20 protein-coding genes, 1 tRNA gene and 2 pseudogenes are annotated in these 15,129 nt (G+C 63.4%); all 23 read left to right on the forward strand.

Going from position 1 to position 15,129, the window contains the following annotated elements; genetic code table 11:
* Positions 1 to 223: 223 nt before the first annotated feature.
* The 23 genes and pseudogenes from rpsJ to map all read left to right on the forward strand — a co-directional run bounded on the left by rpsJ (position 224) and on the right by map (position 15,088).
* Positions 224 to 556, forward strand: a complete 333-nt coding sequence (rpsJ, locus tag J8F10_RS32675; RefSeq protein WP_210660977.1) for a 30S ribosomal protein S10 — start codon at positions 224 to 226, stop codon at positions 554 to 556.
* A 272-nt stretch (positions 557 to 828) separates the two neighbouring features.
* On the forward strand, positions 829 to 1,578 hold the full coding sequence (gene rplD / locus J8F10_RS32680; RefSeq protein WP_246523704.1) for a 50S ribosomal protein L4: 750 nt from the start codon (positions 829 to 831) through the stop codon (positions 1,576 to 1,578).
* Positions 1,579 to 1,667: 89 nt separating this feature from the next.
* Complete coding sequence (rplW, locus tag J8F10_RS32685; protein ID WP_246523706.1) at positions 1,668 to 2,033, forward strand: 50S ribosomal protein L23; 366 nt, start codon at positions 1,668 to 1,670, stop codon at positions 2,031 to 2,033.
* 110 nt (positions 2,034 to 2,143) lie between these two features.
* A complete protein-coding gene (rplB, locus tag J8F10_RS32690) occupies positions 2,144 to 3,022 on the forward strand; it encodes a 50S ribosomal protein L2 (RefSeq protein ID WP_210660979.1) in 879 nt (292 codons plus the stop codon).
* 161 nt (positions 3,023 to 3,183) lie between these two features.
* Positions 3,184 to 3,471 carry a 30S ribosomal protein S19 gene (rpsS, locus tag J8F10_RS32695; protein ID WP_210660981.1) on the forward strand — a complete coding sequence of 96 codons (288 nt, stop codon included), beginning with the start codon at positions 3,184 to 3,186 and terminating at the stop codon, positions 3,469 to 3,471.
* A gap of 107 nt (positions 3,472 to 3,578) precedes the next feature.
* The gene (gene rplV / locus J8F10_RS32700) at positions 3,579 to 3,986 is read left to right on the forward strand and encodes a 50S ribosomal protein L22 (RefSeq protein WP_246523707.1); all 408 of its coding nucleotides are present in this window, start codon (positions 3,579 to 3,581) and stop codon (positions 3,984 to 3,986) included.
* A gap of 192 nt (positions 3,987 to 4,178) precedes the next feature.
* The gene (rpsC, locus tag J8F10_RS32705; RefSeq protein WP_210660983.1) at positions 4,179 to 4,919 is read left to right on the forward strand and encodes a 30S ribosomal protein S3; all 741 of its coding nucleotides are present in this window, start codon (positions 4,179 to 4,181) and stop codon (positions 4,917 to 4,919) included.
* A 45-nt stretch (positions 4,920 to 4,964) separates the two neighbouring features.
* Positions 4,965 to 5,423 (forward strand): 50S ribosomal protein L16, encoded by a 459-nt coding sequence (rplP, locus tag J8F10_RS32710; RefSeq protein ID WP_210660985.1) that lies wholly within the window; start codon positions 4,965 to 4,967, stop codon positions 5,421 to 5,423.
* 99 nt (positions 5,424 to 5,522) lie between these two features.
* Entirely contained in the window at positions 5,523 to 5,990 is a 468-nt protein-coding gene (gene rpmC, locus J8F10_RS40460; RefSeq protein WP_315854203.1) for a 50S ribosomal protein L29, read from the forward strand.
* Positions 5,990 to 6,352 carry a 30S ribosomal protein S17 gene (rpsQ, locus tag J8F10_RS32720; RefSeq protein WP_210660987.1) on the forward strand — a complete coding sequence of 121 codons (363 nt, stop codon included), beginning with the start codon at positions 5,990 to 5,992 and terminating at the stop codon, positions 6,350 to 6,352. The genes rpmC and rpsQ overlap by 1 nt, the downstream gene beginning before the upstream one ends.
* 105 nt (positions 6,353 to 6,457) lie before the next feature.
* Positions 6,458 to 6,823, forward strand: a complete 366-nt coding sequence (gene rplN / locus J8F10_RS32725) for a 50S ribosomal protein L14 (protein ID WP_052556863.1) — start codon at positions 6,458 to 6,460, stop codon at positions 6,821 to 6,823.
* A 109-nt stretch (positions 6,824 to 6,932) separates the two neighbouring features.
* Positions 6,933 to 7,274: a 50S ribosomal protein L24 gene (rplX, locus tag J8F10_RS32730; RefSeq protein ID WP_210660989.1), complete on the forward strand. Its 342-nt coding sequence runs from the start codon at positions 6,933 to 6,935 to the stop codon at positions 7,272 to 7,274.
* Between the two features lie 121 nt (positions 7,275 to 7,395).
* A complete protein-coding gene (gene rplE, locus J8F10_RS32735) occupies positions 7,396 to 7,965 on the forward strand; it encodes a 50S ribosomal protein L5 (protein ID WP_210660991.1) in 570 nt (189 codons plus the stop codon).
* Positions 7,966 to 8,254: 289 nt separating this feature from the next.
* Positions 8,255 to 8,380 (forward strand): annotated as a pseudogene (locus J8F10_RS41015) (30S ribosomal protein S14); the annotation flags it as partial.
* A gap of 24 nt (positions 8,381 to 8,404) precedes the next feature.
* On the forward strand, positions 8,405 to 8,863 hold the full coding sequence (gene rpsH / locus J8F10_RS32745; protein WP_210660995.1) for a 30S ribosomal protein S8: 459 nt from the start codon (positions 8,405 to 8,407) through the stop codon (positions 8,861 to 8,863).
* Positions 8,864 to 8,995: 132 nt separating this feature from the next.
* The gene (gene rplF, locus J8F10_RS32750; protein ID WP_210660997.1) at positions 8,996 to 9,541 is read left to right on the forward strand and encodes a 50S ribosomal protein L6; all 546 of its coding nucleotides are present in this window, start codon (positions 8,996 to 8,998) and stop codon (positions 9,539 to 9,541) included.
* Positions 9,542 to 9,671: 130 nt separating this feature from the next.
* A pseudogene (gene rplR / locus J8F10_RS32755) lies at positions 9,672 to 10,025 on the forward strand (50S ribosomal protein L18); the annotation flags it as partial.
* A 314-nt stretch (positions 10,026 to 10,339) separates the two neighbouring features.
* Positions 10,340 to 10,855, forward strand: a complete 516-nt coding sequence (rpsE, locus tag J8F10_RS32760) for a 30S ribosomal protein S5 (RefSeq protein WP_210661001.1) — start codon at positions 10,340 to 10,342, stop codon at positions 10,853 to 10,855.
* Positions 10,855 to 11,397 carry a 50S ribosomal protein L15 gene (rplO, locus tag J8F10_RS32765; RefSeq protein ID WP_210661003.1) on the forward strand — a complete coding sequence of 181 codons (543 nt, stop codon included), beginning with the start codon at positions 10,855 to 10,857 and terminating at the stop codon, positions 11,395 to 11,397. The genes rpsE and rplO overlap by 1 nt, the downstream gene beginning before the upstream one ends.
* A gap of 166 nt (positions 11,398 to 11,563) precedes the next feature.
* The gene (gene secY / locus J8F10_RS32770; RefSeq protein WP_246523710.1) at positions 11,564 to 13,105 is read left to right on the forward strand and encodes a preprotein translocase subunit SecY; all 1,542 of its coding nucleotides are present in this window, start codon (positions 11,564 to 11,566) and stop codon (positions 13,103 to 13,105) included.
* A gap of 213 nt (positions 13,106 to 13,318) precedes the next feature.
* Positions 13,319 to 13,996 carry an adenylate kinase gene (locus J8F10_RS32775; RefSeq protein WP_210661005.1) on the forward strand — a complete coding sequence of 226 codons (678 nt, stop codon included), beginning with the start codon at positions 13,319 to 13,321 and terminating at the stop codon, positions 13,994 to 13,996.
* A 56-nt stretch (positions 13,997 to 14,052) separates the two neighbouring features.
* Positions 14,053 to 14,125, forward strand: a tRNA-Ile gene (locus tag J8F10_RS32780).
* Between the two features lie 123 nt (positions 14,126 to 14,248).
* Positions 14,249 to 15,088: a type I methionyl aminopeptidase gene (map, locus tag J8F10_RS32785; RefSeq protein ID WP_210661007.1), complete on the forward strand. Its 840-nt coding sequence runs from the start codon at positions 14,249 to 14,251 to the stop codon at positions 15,086 to 15,088.
* The last annotated feature ends 41 nt before the right edge of the window (positions 15,089 to 15,129 follow it).

Raw genomic sequence — 15,129 nt, forward strand, 5'->3', positions numbered from 1 at the left:
GAGGTGGAGGCTGAATGCAACTCGTTGCCCGACAACGTCCTCCGCTACACCTCCACCCCGACGGCCTCATGAGCCATGCGCCTTTTTGAATCTGCGTCGTTCTGCGTGTATCTGCCGTTCCTCTTGCCTCCACTCCCTTGACGCTCGCGCGTACAACCCTTACGTTTATACTTTCCTGAATATTGCACAGCCGGACTGCGGCGAAGTGAGCTGAGGAGCAATCGTGGCCGGACCTACTGGTGAACGCATTCGCATCCGCATGGAAGGCTACGATCACGAGGTGCTCGATCGCACCGCGGCGGAGATCGTGAAGACCGCTCGCGACAACCAGGCGGAAGTCCACGGGCCGATCCCGCTGCCGACCCGCATCGAGCGGTACACGGTGCTGCGCTCGCCGCACATCGACCGCAAGAGCCGCGAGCAGTTCGAGATCCGCACCCACAAGCGGCTCATCGACATTCTGAAGCCGAACCAGAAGACCATCGAGGCGCTGAACAAGGGCCTCAACCTGCCCCCGGGCGTGGACATCAAGATTCGCGTCATCACCGGGGCGTGATAAGGGTTCTGAAGAAATTGAGTTGTCTCTGCGGATACGCGCGGTAGAAAGATTAACTCCCGCCCGCCACGGTGCTCCCCGATCCCGCGACCTGCCGCCCCCAAACTGGGCTCCACGGTCGCTCCCATCGGAGCCCAATGCGGGCGGTTCCATGCGACGAAAGCGACCCCGCTTCACCGCCGACATCACCCGACGTTAAGTCAATAGGGCGAAGTCAACACCGCGGTTCCGCCGGGCAAACCGGCGACGGCAGGGTTTGGAGTGGCTGAATAATGGCTGATAACACCACGCCGGAAACCCCGGAAACCGGGGCCGAGACGCCTGTTGCCCGTTTGATCGAAGTTGCGACTTCGATTACGGTGCCGGTTGTGAACCGCGCCGGGGAAGAGGTGGGTACGGTCACCATCGACCCGGCCGAATTCGGCGGGAAGATCAGCCGGCAGTTGATGCACGACGTCGTGCTGATGTACCTCGCCAACCAACGCGCCGGTACCCACCACACGCTCCGTCGCGGTCAGGTGGCCGGTAGCACGAAGAAGCTGTTCCGGCAGAAGGGCACCGGTAACGCCCGCGCCGGTACGAAGCGCACGAACAAGCGCCGCGGTGGTGGTACCGCGAAAGGCCCGAAGCCGCGCGATTACGAATACCACCTGCCGAAGAAGGCGGTCAAGGCCGCGACCCGGATGGCCGTGCTGTCGAAGTTCCTCGACAAGCAAGCGGTCATCATCGACGACCTGACGATGGCCGCGCCGAAGACCAAAGAAATGATCGGCGTGCTGAAGGCCATCAAGATCGGTAAGAAGACGACGGAGAAGGGCGAGAAGGACGTGACGCTGCTGGACACGACTGTCCTCATCGGCACCGACAAGCTCGACCAGAACGTGTACAAGTCGGCCCGCAACATTCAGGGCGTGAAGGTTGCGCCGGCCGCGGAATTCAACTGCTACACCGTGCTGAAGCAACGGCGGCTCGTGTTGACTCGCTCCGCGCTTGAGGCACTGCGGGCCGTCGGGAAGAAGTAAGTGTTCCGGTCGTTTTGGGTTCCACGTTCCAAGTTGACGGAACCCGAAACGTTGGCATCGAACGGGAACTTGGTACCGGGAACTTCGTCATGGCAACGACACGACCGAAGCCGAAAAAATACCGGCGGAAGCTGGCGCTCCGCAAGCCGTGCGTTCACGGCGAGTCGGGCATCGAGTTGCGCTCGTACCAGGTGATCCTGCGTCCGCTCGTGACCGAGAAGGGCACGCACCAGAGCACGCGGTACAACGCTTACACGTTCCAGGTGAACCCTCTCGCCACCAAGACGCAGATCAAGGTGGCGGTCGAGGAACTGTTCAACGTGAAGGTCGAGGCCGTCCGCACCCAGGTGCGCGAGGGCAAGAAGCGGCGGTTCCGCCAGGCGATGGGGCAGCTTTCTACGTGGAAGAAGGCCATCGTCACGCTGAACGAAGAAGACAAGATTGAGTTCTTTTGATTCGAGATTTCGGAGTTGCGGTTTTCGATTACCGGCAGAATCGTGGGTGATTGCTGCCTGATTGAAAAGCCTCGGTCGGAAGTCTTTAATCAGAAATTACGGGCGCAGCAATGGGTATCAAACAATACAAACCGACTTCCGCGGGCCGTCGCGCCGGGATGGTGTCCGACTTCGCGGACTGCACCAGCCCGAACGAAAACAAGCCCGAGAAGTCGCTGCTCTCGCCCAAGCCCAAAAAAGGCGGGCGCAACAACCAGGGTATCACCTGCACGCGGTTCCGTGGGGGTGGTCACAAGCAGCGGTACCGCAAGATCGACTTCAAGCGGACCCGCGATGAGGTCGCGGCGACGGTTGTTCGCGTCGAGTACGACCCGAACCGCACGAGCCGTATCGCGCTGATCGAATACCCGCGCGACGACAAGCACGAGTTCTCTCGGGCCTACATCCTCGCGCCGAACGGTCTGAAGGCCGGCGACAAGGTGATCTCCGGTGCGTCCGAGTTGGTCGAGCCGAAGCCGGGCAACTGCATGCCGCTGTGGAAGGTGCCGCTGGGCATGACTGTCCACAACATCGAGATGGTACCGGGCAAGGGCGGCCAGATTTGCCGCTCGGCCGGGTGCGGGGCGGTTCTCACGGCCCGCGAAAAGGACTGGGCGCAGCTCACCATGCCGAGCGGTGAAATCCGCCGCGTGCCGAGCAAGTGCCGCGCGACGATCGGCACCGTGTCGAACGCCGAGCACATGAACATCAGCATCGGCAAGGCCGGCCGTATGCGGTGGAAGGGGCGCAAGCCCCACAACCGCGGTACGAGTATGAACCCGACCGACCACCCGTTGGGCGGTGGTGAGGGGCGGAGCAAGGGTGGGCGTAACCCGGTCTCCCCGACGGGTGTGCCCGCGAAGGGCGGCAAGACCCGCCACAAGCGGAAGCCCGGTGGCAAGGCGATCATTCGGCGTCGGCCGGCTGGTCCGTTCCAGAACACGGCGTGATTTTGCTCACGCTGGTTCGCGGAATGCGCGCTCGGGATCGACCGGTTGGCGAAAAACAACTGGTCTTCCACACGAGTTGTTCATAGATGTAATGGTCCCGGTCCGAGTGAGCCGGGTTTTCGTTTTGTGCCGGCGATGGATTCCCGAGGCGAGAGCAGAGTATGAGCCGGTCGCTTAAGAAAGGCCCGCACTTCGACCAACGTCTCCTCGACAAGGTCACGAAGCAGCAGGGTGCGAACAGGGAACCGATCAAGACCTGGGCGCGGGATTGTACGATCCTCCCCGACTTTATCGGCGCGACGTTCCTCGTTCACAACGGCAAGACGTTCGTGAAGGTGTACTGCACCGAAGACATGGTCGGGCACAAGTTGGGCGAGTTCTCCCCGACGCGGACGTTCAAGGGGCACTCCGGCGGTAAGAAGGCTGCTCCGGCCCCGGCGGGCAAGTAGTGAAGAACGTTCAGTGTTCGGTTCCAGTCGGCCACGCCACCGTGGTGAGACTAATCGGGCACCGCGGGCTGGACGCTGAAACAGAACACTGAAAACTGAACACTGCTATGGATTACAAAGCACTGCACCGGTTCGCGGACGTCGGCCCCCGGAAGATCCGGCTGTTCGCCGATTTGATTCGCGGAAAGAACGTGGACGAGGCGCTGCAGCTCCTGCGGTTCTACCCGAACCGTAGTGCGAAGTTGCTCCTGGCCGTCGTCCAGAGCGCGTACGGTAACGCCGACGACCGCGAGTGCCCGGACCCGGACGGCCTGATCGTCTCCGAGTGCCGCGTGGACGGCGCCCCGATGTTCAAGCGGATTCAGCCCCGCGCCCGCGGGACCGCGTTCCAGATCAAGCGGCGGATGTCGCACATTCACGTGACGCTGTCCGATCCCCCTGAAGAGGCGGGTTCGGTGCCGGCGAGGGGTGAAGTTGCAGCAGTCGCTGCACCAGAGCCGGCGCCCACCGCGTAACGGGTTGCGCGATCGCGGCGCGGGGGCCGGCAGAGGGCCGGCCCCTCACTTGTTTCAACGAACGTAGTGAACGATTTAGCCGCGGCGCAACCTTCCGCGACCTCCGAGATTGCAGTGCGACGGTTGCACCATCGCAACGCGAGTGCAATGTGAACGGGGACGGGAGCGGTACCGAAGCGAGCGAGGATTGACATGGGCCAGAAAGTTCGACCGACGGGGTTCCGAACCGGCATCATGCGGCCGTGGCGGAGCACGTGGTACGCCAGCAAGCAAGACTTCGCCGAGCTCCTGTTGGAAGACGTCGCGATCCGGGCGTTCATCCAGAAGTTCCTTACGAACAAGAAGGACCGCAAGGAGCAGCGGCCCGCGATCGCCGACATCCGAATTGAACGCACCCGCGAGCGCGTGACGGTCGTCGTCACCAGCAGCCGCGTCGGGGCGATCATCGGGAAAAAGGGCGAGAAAATCGACAAGCTCACGAAGGCGCTGGAGAAGTTGACCCGCCGGCACATCGAGGTGAAGACCGTCGAAGTGACCCGGCCGGAGATCGACGCCCAGCTCATCGCTGAGGACATTGCGGAGCAGCTCGAAAAGCGGGCCAGCTTCCGCCGCACGATGAAGCAGGCCATGCAGCGGGCGATGGAGGGCGGCGCGAAGGGCGTCAAGCTCCAGCTCTCGGGCCGGCTCGGTGGTGCGGAAATGGCCCGGTGCGAAAAGGGGATGGAAGGGTCCATCCCGCTTTCGACGCTCCGTTGCAAGGTCGAGTACGGCTTCGCCGAAGCGACCACGCCGCAGGGCAACATCGGGATCAAGGCCTGGGTGAACCAGGGCGACTACTTGACGGGCGACATCGCCGACACGACCGACGCCCAGGCGGGACAGGCCCAGAAGCGGCGCCCCCGGCGCGGCGGCTCGGGTCCGCGGAACGGCTGAGCGGGCGATCAGACTTCAGAGACCATCTGACGGGAGACAGGGCCGATGCCACAGATGCCCAAACGGGTCAAGTTTCGCAAGGCGCAGCGCGGCGTTGTCCGCGCCCGGACGACCCGGCGCAAGTACAACGGCCCGATCAAGGGTAACGCGCACCGCGGCAACTACGTGGCCTACGGCGACTACGGGCTGCAGACGCTCGAGGGCGGCTGGTTGTCGGCCGAGTGCATCGAGAGCGGCCGCGTCACGATGACGCGGTTCGTCTCGGGCGAGGGCCGGTACTACATCCGCGTGTTCCCGCACAAGCCCGTGACCTCCATTCCCGCCGAAACGCGAATGGGTAAGGGCAAGGGCGAGCCGGAATACTGGGCCGCCGTTGTGCGGCCCGGCCAGATCCTCTTCGAGATCGGTGGGATCCCGGAGAGCACGGCCAAGGACTGCTTGGCCCGTGTTGCGTACAAGATGCCGTTCAAGTGCCGGTTCGTTGCCCGGCGCCCCAACGTCTAAGATTTGAGTGATGAGTAACGAGTTCTGAGTGATGAGTAGAAGATCGAGTGGTGTTAAGCCATCACTCATCACTCATCACTCATCACTCCAGGTGAGAAGATGCCGAACCGCATGAAAGAGTTCCGGGGAATGAGCGACGAGCAATTGTCGCTCGCCCTCAAGGACACCGAAAAGCACCTGTTCCAGCTCCGGTTCCAGTCGGCGACCGACCGGCTCGAGACGCCGTCGGAGATCCGCAAGGCGCGGCGCGACATCGCTCGCATCCGCACCCTGCAGCGGGAAAAGGAACTGGGCAAGCTCGGCGGGCTCTCGACCGAGCAGCTCGGCACCCGCATCGCGTCCCTTCAGGCGAAGGAAGACGCGAGCCTGCCCGGTAAGCGCACCGCGCACCGCCAGGGCGCTCGCCTGAAGCGGTTCTATGTGGCGAAGGGCGGGACGCTCCCGATCGCTCCGCCGCCCGCGCCCGCAGCACCGGCCCCTAAAGCCGACGCGAAGAAGCCGGAAACCAAGAGCGACGCAAAGAAGCCCGACGCCAAGAAGAGCGCGCCGAAGGGGAGTGGTAAGTAATGGCGGACACCAGCACACCGGCCGCGGCCGAGAAGACCACGAGCCGGCGAGTTCTCGAGGGCGTTGTGACCCGCGACAAGACGGCCAAGACCCGCCGCGTCGAGGTCGAGCGCCTGGTCCGGCACCCGAAGTACGGCAAGTTCGTTAAGCGCCGGACGGTGTGTTACGTTCACGATGAGGCGAACGAGTCGCACCTCGGCGACACGGTCGAGATCATCGAGAGCCGCCCGCTGTCTAAGACCAAGCGATGGAACTTGGTGAAGGTCGTGAAGCGGGCGCCGAGCCGCACGCTCTCGAACCTCGAAGGCGCCGTCGCCGGCAGCGACGCCGCGGCCCCGGCCAAGACCGAAGAGAAGAAATAGATTTTGTGATTTCAGGTTTGTGATTTCCGATTTGAGGTTGCCGCCAAACGGGTCGGCCAATCACTAATCATGAATCTGCAATCTGAAATCCCGTGAGGGATACAAATGATCCAGATGTATACCTACCTCGATGTGGCCGACAACACCGGGGCTAAGGAAGTGATGTGTATCCAGGTGCTCGGCGGCAGCAAGCGCCGGGTCGCGTACCTGGGCGACATCATCCGCGCGAGCGTGAAGAAGGCCCTGCCCGGCGGCGACGTCAAGCAGGGCGACGTGGTCAAAGGGGTCGTGGTCCGCACCCGCGTCGCCACCCGGCGCGAGGACGGCAGCTACGTCCGCTTCGACCGCAACGCGCTGGTGCTGCTCGACAACGACAACAACCCGCGCGGAACTCGTATCTTCGGTGCGGTTCCCCGTGAACTGCGGGCGAAGTTTAATAAGATTCTCAGCCTCGCCGCTGAGGTGGTGTGACGGGTCATTAGTCACTGGTCTCGGTCATCGGTCCTTAGTACCACTCGCGTTCGGCTAATCGCCCGCGAACTCACTAACGACCCGTGACTAATGACGAAGGGTGCTCGAAATGTTCATCTGCAAGAACGACGTGGTTCAGGTGATCGCCGGGGACGACAAGGGCGCCCGCGGGAAGGTGCTGCGAGTCATTCGCGCGGAAGGCAAGCTCGTCGTCGAGGGCGTGAACCGCGTGTACCGGCACTTGAAGCCGTCGCGCCGGAACCCGCAGGGCGGTCGGCTCTCGAAGGAGATGCCGGTCGACGCCTCGAACGTCATGCTGATCGACCCGGTCCAGGGCGTCCCGACCCGCGTCGGCGTCCGGTCCCTGCCGGACGGCAGCAAAGAGCTTTTCGCCAAGAAGAGCGGCACGCGGCTCCGCGTGCTCAAGAAGGCGAAAGTCGCAAAGAACTAAATATTAGGGCGGGTCGGTTCTGCACGGCAGATAGTCGACCCGCTATTAATTGACGGCACTTAGGCCCGTACCGGACCCGTTATTGTGGGTCCGCCATAGGCCGCACGAGGTAGCTCCTGATATGGCCGCTGTTACCACCGCTCCCCCGCGTCTCCTGGAAAAGTACAACCAAGAGATCGTCGAAACTCTCGGTAAGAAGTTCGGGCGCACCAACCGCTTGAGCCTGCCGAAACTCTCGAAAATCGTTCTGAATATGGGCGTCGGCAAGGCGCTGCAAGACAAAGAGCGGATGAAGATCGCGGCGGAGCAACTCGGCCTCATCGCCGGTCAGCGCGCTCAGATCACCAAAGCCCGCGTCGCGGTCAGCGGCTTCCGCCTCCGCGAAGGGTACGAGATCGGCTGCCGCGTGACGCTCCGCGGTAAGCGGATGTACGAATTCCTCGACCGCCTCGTCAACCTCGCTCTGCCGCGTATCCGCGACTTCCGCGGGATCAACCCGAAGAGCTTCGACGGCAACGGCAACTACAGCATGGGGCTGACCGAACAACTGGTCTTCCCCGAAATCGACCCGGACAAGGTGTCGTTCACGCAGGGCATGGACATCACCTTCGTCACGACGACCCGGAACGACGACGAGGCCCGCGAACTCCTTCGCGCCTTCGGGATGCCGTTCCGAGAAGATGCCAAATAAGTTCGCCGCCCTTTGGTCGAAAGACCGGGGCACGTTAGTCGACTCCTCCCGGTCGCTCGACTGGGAATGAGTCCCAAGATAGTGGAACGGCCGGCTCCCTCGAAGTGTGTCGCTTCGAGTCCGAGTCGGAACGCCGCACCGAGACCCCCACGCGATGTCAACCAACGCGAAAGAAGCGACGTACCGCCGCCAACTAGTGGCGGTTGCGAAGCACAAGGCCGAGCTGAAGAAGCCGGTCGATCAGCAGATCGCGACGAACATTCTGCCCGGGCGCACGCTCGTGAAGATCGTCCGCCGGTGCCAGCTCTGTGGGCGCTCCCGCGCGGTGTACCGCAAGTTCGGCTGCTGCCGCATTTGCTTCCGTAAACTTGCCAGCGACGGGCTCATCCCCGGCGTGCGCAAGGCGTCCTGGTAACCACGAACGGGGAGGATTTGAACCATGATGACCGACCCGATCGCGGACATGCTGACGCGCATCCGCAACGCGAACAACATCGAGCGCCCGCTCGTCGAAATGCCGGCCACCAAACTCAAGGTCGCCGTGGCGAAGGTGCTGCTCGAAGAGGGTTTCATCCTCGGCTACCGCACCGGGACGTACACCGAAACCCAGATCGACGGTGGCGGTAAGCAGAAAGACTTCCAGGAAGTCGATCAGCTCGGCGCGCCGCACGTTGTCCTGCAGGTGTTCTTGAAGTACGGCCCGGATGGTGAACGGGTCATCCGCCACATCGGGCGGTATTCCAAGCCCGGGCGCCGCGTGTACCAGGGCTACAAGGACGTGAAGCGCGTTCTCGACGGCTTGGGTATCGCCATCCTGTCGACGAGCCGCGGTGTAATGTCCGACCGCCAGGCGAAGAAGGCCAAAGTCGGCGGCGAAGTGCTCTGCACCGTTTGGTGATCCGCCGGTTTGAGTTGGTACTGAGTTGGAAGTTTAGTGGGTGTGTATGTGGTCGGCTGGTGCCGATCGCTCACCCAAGCGAATTGGGCCCCGATCTGGACCTTGCGTCCAGCGAAGCCAGAGGAGAGGCAAATGTCACGTATCGGAAAGCAGCCGATTGTCATCCCCGCGGGGGTGAAGGTCGCGGTCGCGGGCGGCAACGTGAAGGTCGAGGGGCCGAAGGGCAAGCTCGAAATCACCGCGCACCCGAACATGAAGGTCGAGTCCGACGGGAAGGCGATCAAGGTCACCCGCCCGGACGACGTGCGCCAGAACCGGGCGCTGCACGGACTCACCCGTGCGCTCATCAATAACATGGTGGTGGGCGTCACGAAGGGCTACGAAAAGAAGCTCAAGATCGAGGGCGTCGGCTTCCAGGTCGCGGCCAAGGGAAAGGGCGTCGAGTTGACGGTCGGGTTCGCGAACCGGATCGTTCACAACCCGCCCGAGGGGATCACGGTCGCGGTGCCCGATCCCACGACGATCGTGGTGAGCGGCGCGGACAAGCAGAAGGTCGGCCAGTTCGCCGCCGAGATCCGCGCGAGCCGCAAACCGGAGCCGTACAAGGGCAAGGGCGTTCGCTACGAGAACGAAGTCGTCCGCCGCAAGGAAGGGAAGTCGTTCGCTGCGGGCAAGTAGTCATTGGTCCTTCAATCTTTGGTCGCTGGTTTTTCGCACTCTGTTGCCGTGCTTACGGGCACCGAGCGCGAGGCGGGAACCGGCGGCCGGCGATGAGTGACAAATGACCAATGACTAAGGACATAACACAATGAACGCACAAAAACACAAGTTGAAGCGGGCGGAGCGGCGGCGCTACCGCGTGCGCAAGATCATCTACGGCACGCCCGCCAAGCCGCGGCTCAGCGTGAACCGCAGTAACCTGCACATCTCCGCGCAGTTGATCGACGACCTCAACGGCGTCACGCTCGCTGCCGCGACGAGTCAGGGCAAGGCTTCGGGCCTCAAGCACGGCGGTAACGTGAAAGCGGCTGCCGAAGTCGGCAAGAAGCTCGCGGAAGCGGCCAAGGCCAAGGGCATCACGGTCGCCTCGTTCGACCGCGGCGCGTTCCGCTTCCACGGGCGCATCGCGGCCCTCGCGGTCGCGGCCACCGAAGCGGGCTTGGTCTGCACCGACCTCGAGTCGATGAAAGCGAAACTCGCGCCGAAGGCCGCGAGCGAAGCTCCCGCCGACAAGAAGGCCGATAAGCCCAAGGACGCCAAGCCCAAGGGCGAAGGTAAGCCGAAGGGCGAGTTCGCCATGAAGAAGAAGTCGGAAGGCGATAAGAAGTAGAGAGGCGTTGAGGAGCGGGGTGCGGGGCCGGCGGGTAAAAGCCGCTCTCCTCGAACCCCGGTCTTCCGAATCACTGCTCGCAAGACGAATTACACCAGCGATATTTCAGGCGGGGGATGTCCCGTCCTCCCAAGAGGGTTGATTAAATGGCGCGTGAGCGACGAGACAGGGGCGACGGCGACTCGCGCGACAACGCGCTGGTCGATTTCGTCGTGAAAATCCGACGGTCCGCCTGCGTTGTCAAGGGCGGTCGGCGGTTCAGCTTCAACGCCCTCGTGGTCGTCGGCGACCGGCGGGGCAAGGTGTCTTACGGGTACGGCAAGGCCAACGAAGTGCCGCCGGCCGTCGAGAAGGCCATCAAGGAGGGCGAGGGCAACGTCCAGCGCTCCAAGAAGGTCGCCGTCCGCGGCAGCACGATCCCGCATCGCGTGATCGGCAAGTACGGCGCGAGCAAGGTGATCCTCGTGCCCGCCGGCCCCGGTACCGGTGTGAAGGCCGGCCCCGGCGTCCGCGAGGTGCTGCAGGCGTGCGGCATCACGAACATTCTCACCAAGGTTCACGGCAGCACGAACCCGCTGAACCTGGTTAAGGCCACGCTCGACGGGTTGGCGCAACTTCGCACGAAGGAAGACGTCGCCCAACTCCGGGGGGTGCAACTCTAATGGACCTGACAACCGTTTCATCCCCGGGCGTCGACAAGCGGAAGCTCAAGCGCCGCGTCGGCCGCGGGATCGGTTCCGGCCACGGCAAGACCTGCGGACTCGGTCACAAGGGCCAGTACGCGAGCGCAGGTGCCCGGCTCCCCAGCGGGCTGTTCGAAGGCGGTCAGATGCCGCTGTTCCGCCGGTGGCCCAAGCGCGGGTTCAGCCACGCGACCTGGGACAAGACCGCCGCCGTTGTGAACGTCGGCGACCTCGACCAGTTCGACGCGAACAGCACCGTCGACATGGCTTCGCTCAAAGATCGCCGGCTCGTCGTCGGGACGTTCGATCACTTGCGCATCCTGGGCGACGGCGCGACCGTGCTCACGAAGAAGCTCACCGTGCGGGCGGACCACTTCACGAAGGCGGCGAAGGCCGCGATCGAGAAGGCCGGCGGCACCTGCGACGTGATCCCCAAGCCGAAGAAGCCCGTGCGGAACAAGATGGGCTCGAAGAAGAAGGCGCTGGACGCGGCCCGCGCCGCGAAGGCCCCCAAGGCGTGACTTTAGATTTGTGACTTCGGGTCTGCGATTTCGGACCGGTGATTGAAGAGCAGCGGATGCTTCTTCTCGATCGCCGGTCCGAAGCCGCACATCTGAAATCTCGGGTCACAAATTTGAAATCGGCACCCCGAAATTCCGGCCGAGAAGAGCCGTAAGGACAACGGACATGAATTGGCGCTCCATCTGCCTCGCAGCCGGTATCGCGAGTCTCGTCGGTGGGATGGTCACGTTCTCCTACGGCGGCGAGTCGTGGTTGGGGTGGACGCTCACCATTTTCGGCGCGACCGCCAGCATCCTGGGTCTGGTGCCGGATCAGCTCCTCACCATCTTTAAAATCCCGGAACTGCGGAAGAAGATCTTCATCACCCTGATCTTCCTCGCGGTCTATCGCATCGGCTACTACGTTCCGCTGCCGATGATCGACCAGGTGAAGATGGCCGAGAAGATGGCCGACGCCCAGCGCGGCGCGCTCGGCCAGGTGCTCGGGTTCGTCTCACTGTTCTCCGGCGGTAACCTCAGTAACGCCTGTATCTTCTCGCTCGGCATCATGCCGTACATCTCCGCGTCCATCATCGTGCAGCTCCTGTCGAGCGGCGTGGTGCCTTCGCTGGAGAAGCTCCGTAAAGAGGGCGAGAGCGGGCGGAAGAAACTCAACGAAATCACCCGCTATTTGACGGTACCGATCTGTATTATCCAGGCGGTCATGGTCGTGCAAACGGTCATGAAACCGGACATGGGGCAAGACGGAGGGATGGGGCTGGCGCCCGCCGGCTACGACTCGGGCTTCGAGTTGTGGTGGTTCGGGTTCACCGCCGTCATCACACTGACTGCCGGGACCGTGTTGCTTATGTGGCTCGGCGAGCAGATCGACGAGTACGGGATCGGGAACGGCATCTCGCTCATCATCATGGCCGGTATCGTCGCACGCATCCCGGACGCGACCAACTCGCTCCTGATCGACAGCACGACCGGTAAGCTCAAAGAGTCGGTCTTTACGCTGGGCGGATCAGGGGCGGACATCAGTTTCGAGAAGCTCATTGTTCTCGCGTTCCTGTTCGTCACGGTGGTCGTTGGTGTGATCGCGATGACGAAGGCCCAGCGCCGCATCCCGACCCAGAGTGCCAAGCACGTCCGCGGGCGCCGGGTGTACGGCGGCACGCGACAGTTCCTCCCGATGAAGGTGAACGCGGCCGGCGTCATGCCCGTGATCTTCGCCAGCACGCTGCTCATCCTGCCGTGGTTCCTGTTCAACGCGATTTACAGCTTGTCAGACAGCTCGCTCGGCTGGGCCGGCACGCTCTCGACGATGTTCCAGAACCACCGCGGGTGGCTCTATAACTTCATGTACGTGATTATGATTTACGTCTTCACGTACTTCTGGGTGGCGATCACCTTCAACCCGAAGGAGATCGCGGACAACCTGAAGGACCACGGGAGCTTCATCCCGGGTTACCGGCCCGGGAAGAAGACGGCCGATTACCTCGAGCGGGTGCTGATGCGGGTCACGTTCGTCGGGGCCGCGTTCCTCGCGATCATCGCGATCATCCCGAACGTCATCTCCAGCGAACTGGAGATCCCGCCGCAGGTCGCGAGCTTCTACGGCGGCACCGGTCTGCTCATCGTCATCAGCGTGGCCCTCGACCTGGTGCAGAAGATCAACAGCCACCTCGTCATGCGGAACTACCCCGGCCTCACCGACGAGACGTGAGACCGGGTTTGAAACGCACGGTTTTTCGCGGGCGCGTCGTTCGGAGACGCGCCTTAATCTTTTCTGGTCCCCTTGCTGATCTCCAATTCGCCCGAGACAATACGGGGGTTGTGAAGGATCGGTGTGCCCACTTGCCCGCTCCCGGACAGCGAACGTTCGCGCGGCTCGGGTGTCGCCCGGCTACTGGCCGGTGCTCTCGCAAGGTAACGGTTCATGCGATTGGTGCTCGTCGGACCTCCGGGCAGCGGCAAGGGTACGCAGGCCGAGCGGCTCGTGCAGCGGTTCGGCCTCACGGCCATTGGCACCGGCGCGATGTTCCGCGACGCGATCGCCCGTGACACGGCGATGGGCCGGCAGGTGAGGCCGATGATGGACCAGGGCCTCCTCGTCCCCGATCCGATCGTCAACGACGTGGTCGCCGAGCTGTTCCGCAGTTCCGCGCGCCCGGAACGCTTCGTGATGGACGGGTACCCGCGCACGTACTCCCAGGCGGTCGCGTTCGACGCGCTCCTGCACCTCGAGTACCTCGCGCTGGACGCGGTCGTCAACCTAGCCATTGACGACGACGAGGTGGTTCGGCGCATCAGCGGCCGGCGGTGCTGCTCGAACCCGGAGTGCGGGGTGTGCTTCCACTCGATGGCCCGGCCGCCCAAGGTGGCCGGGCAGTGCGACGTCTGTGGGCACCCGCTGCTCCAGCGCGACGACGATAATGAAGAGACGATCCGGCGGCGGCTCGGCGAGTTTCACAAGAACACGAACGATCTGCTCGCCCACTACCGCAAACAAAACCTGGTCGATGACATAGCCGCGACCGACCCACCGGACGTAATATTCCAGAACATCCTGGCGGCACTGGCGCGACGAGCCCCAAAGAGTTACGAACCGTCCTGAGTCGGGGACGAGAACGGAGGACGCGATGATACGCGACGGCATACGCCGGTCACGCGCCTCCCGTAGCGCAGTGGTACGAGTGCCGGTCTTATAAACCGGCGGGCGCGGGTTCGATTCCCGCCGGGAGGACACGAGGAGAACGGGCGGACCGCGGGTTCGGATTACGGAACGCCGAACGCCGCGCGAAGTCGCCACCAGATCGCTACTTTGTTGGACCCGAGTTCCGCACCCCGCGTTCCGCGCTCGATACCTATGCTCCGACCCAACGCCAATCGTCCGCCGGAACTGAAGTCCGCCCGCGAAGTCGCGCTCATGCGCGAGGCGGGCAAACTGGTCGCACGCGCGCTGAAGATTTGCCGCGACCTCGCCAAGCCGGGCGTGAAGACGATCGAGATCGATCAAGCGGTCGAGGCGTTCTACGCGAAACACATGGCGGTGCCGCTCTTCAAGGGGTACCCGGGGAAGACGCCGTTCCCGGCCGTGACGTGCTTGAGCGTGAACGAACAAGTGGTCCACGGCATCCCGGGCCAGCGCGTGTTGAAGGAAGGCGATCTGCTAAAAGTGGACACCGCCTGCAGGCTCAACGGCTGGTGCGCGGACCGCGCGATCACCGTTCCCATTGGAACCGTTTCGCCCGAGAAGTTGCGGCTGTTGAAGGTCGGCGAAGAGACGCTCCAGATCGCGATCGACCTGCTCCCCCGGCGGAAGTGGTGGAGCCAGGTCGCCAGCGAAATGCAGCGGCACGTGGAGAAGGCCGGGTTCAGCGTGGTCACGTCCTACGTCGGCCACGGCATCGGGCGCACGATGCACGAGAACCCGCAGGTGCCGAACTACGTCGACCACGAGACGCGCAAGTCCGACTTCAAGCTCGAACCGGGGCTGACCCTCGCGGTCGAGCCGATGGTGAACATGCGGCGGGCGGAGGTGGACACGCTCGGTGACCAGTGGACCGTTGTGACGCGGGACCGCCTCGCGAGCGTCCACGTCGAACACACCCTGGCCCTCACGCCCAACGGTGTGATTATCATCACCGCGGACGAAGGGGCCTTCGATGACGATGCGCCCGCGGCGGTCGTGCCCCCTTCGGCATAATTCGCGAACCGGCACTTGTCGGTTTTCTGACCTCCGCTAAA

This window comes from Gemmata palustris, from assembly GCF_017939745.1.
GTDB classification, from domain to species: domain Bacteria; phylum Planctomycetota; class Planctomycetia; order Gemmatales; family Gemmataceae; genus Gemmata; species Gemmata palustris.

Bases quoted from the DNA above. Each gene is read 5' to 3' on its own strand.
- rplD (WP_246523704.1), top strand. From the start codon at position 829: ATGGCTGATAACACCACGCCGGAAACCCCGGAAACCGGGGCCGAGACG.
- rplW (WP_246523706.1), top strand. From the start codon at position 1,668: ATGGCAACGACACGACCGAAGCCGAAAAAATACCGGCGGAAGCTGGCG.
- rplB (WP_210660979.1), top strand. From the start codon at position 2,144: ATGGGTATCAAACAATACAAACCGACTTCCGCGGGCCGTCGCGCCGGG.
- rpsS (WP_210660981.1), top strand. From the start codon at position 3,184: ATGAGCCGGTCGCTTAAGAAAGGCCCGCACTTCGACCAACGTCTCCTC.
- rplV (WP_246523707.1), top strand. From the start codon at position 3,579: ATGGATTACAAAGCACTGCACCGGTTCGCGGACGTCGGCCCCCGGAAG.
- rpsC (WP_210660983.1), top strand. From the start codon at position 4,179: ATGGGCCAGAAAGTTCGACCGACGGGGTTCCGAACCGGCATCATGCGG.
- rplP (WP_210660985.1), top strand. From the start codon at position 4,965: ATGCCACAGATGCCCAAACGGGTCAAGTTTCGCAAGGCGCAGCGCGGC.
- rpmC (WP_315854203.1), top strand. From the start codon at position 5,523: ATGCCGAACCGCATGAAAGAGTTCCGGGGAATGAGCGACGAGCAATTG.
- rpsQ (WP_210660987.1), top strand. From the start codon at position 5,990: ATGGCGGACACCAGCACACCGGCCGCGGCCGAGAAGACCACGAGCCGG.
- rplN (WP_052556863.1), top strand. From the start codon at position 6,458: ATGATCCAGATGTATACCTACCTCGATGTGGCCGACAACACCGGGGCT.
- rplX (WP_210660989.1), top strand. From the start codon at position 6,933: ATGTTCATCTGCAAGAACGACGTGGTTCAGGTGATCGCCGGGGACGAC.
- rplE (WP_210660991.1), top strand. From the start codon at position 7,396: ATGGCCGCTGTTACCACCGCTCCCCCGCGTCTCCTGGAAAAGTACAAC.
- rpsH (WP_210660995.1), top strand. From the start codon at position 8,405: ATGATGACCGACCCGATCGCGGACATGCTGACGCGCATCCGCAACGCG.
- rplF (WP_210660997.1), top strand. From the start codon at position 8,996: ATGTCACGTATCGGAAAGCAGCCGATTGTCATCCCCGCGGGGGTGAAG.
- rpsE (WP_210661001.1), top strand. From the start codon at position 10,340: ATGGCGCGTGAGCGACGAGACAGGGGCGACGGCGACTCGCGCGACAAC.
- rplO (WP_210661003.1), top strand. From the start codon at position 10,855: ATGGACCTGACAACCGTTTCATCCCCGGGCGTCGACAAGCGGAAGCTC.
- secY (WP_246523710.1), top strand. From the start codon at position 11,564: ATGAATTGGCGCTCCATCTGCCTCGCAGCCGGTATCGCGAGTCTCGTC.
- J8F10_RS32775 (WP_210661005.1), top strand. From the start codon at position 13,319: ATGCGATTGGTGCTCGTCGGACCTCCGGGCAGCGGCAAGGGTACGCAG.
- map (WP_210661007.1), top strand. From the start codon at position 14,249: ATGCTCCGACCCAACGCCAATCGTCCGCCGGAACTGAAGTCCGCCCGC.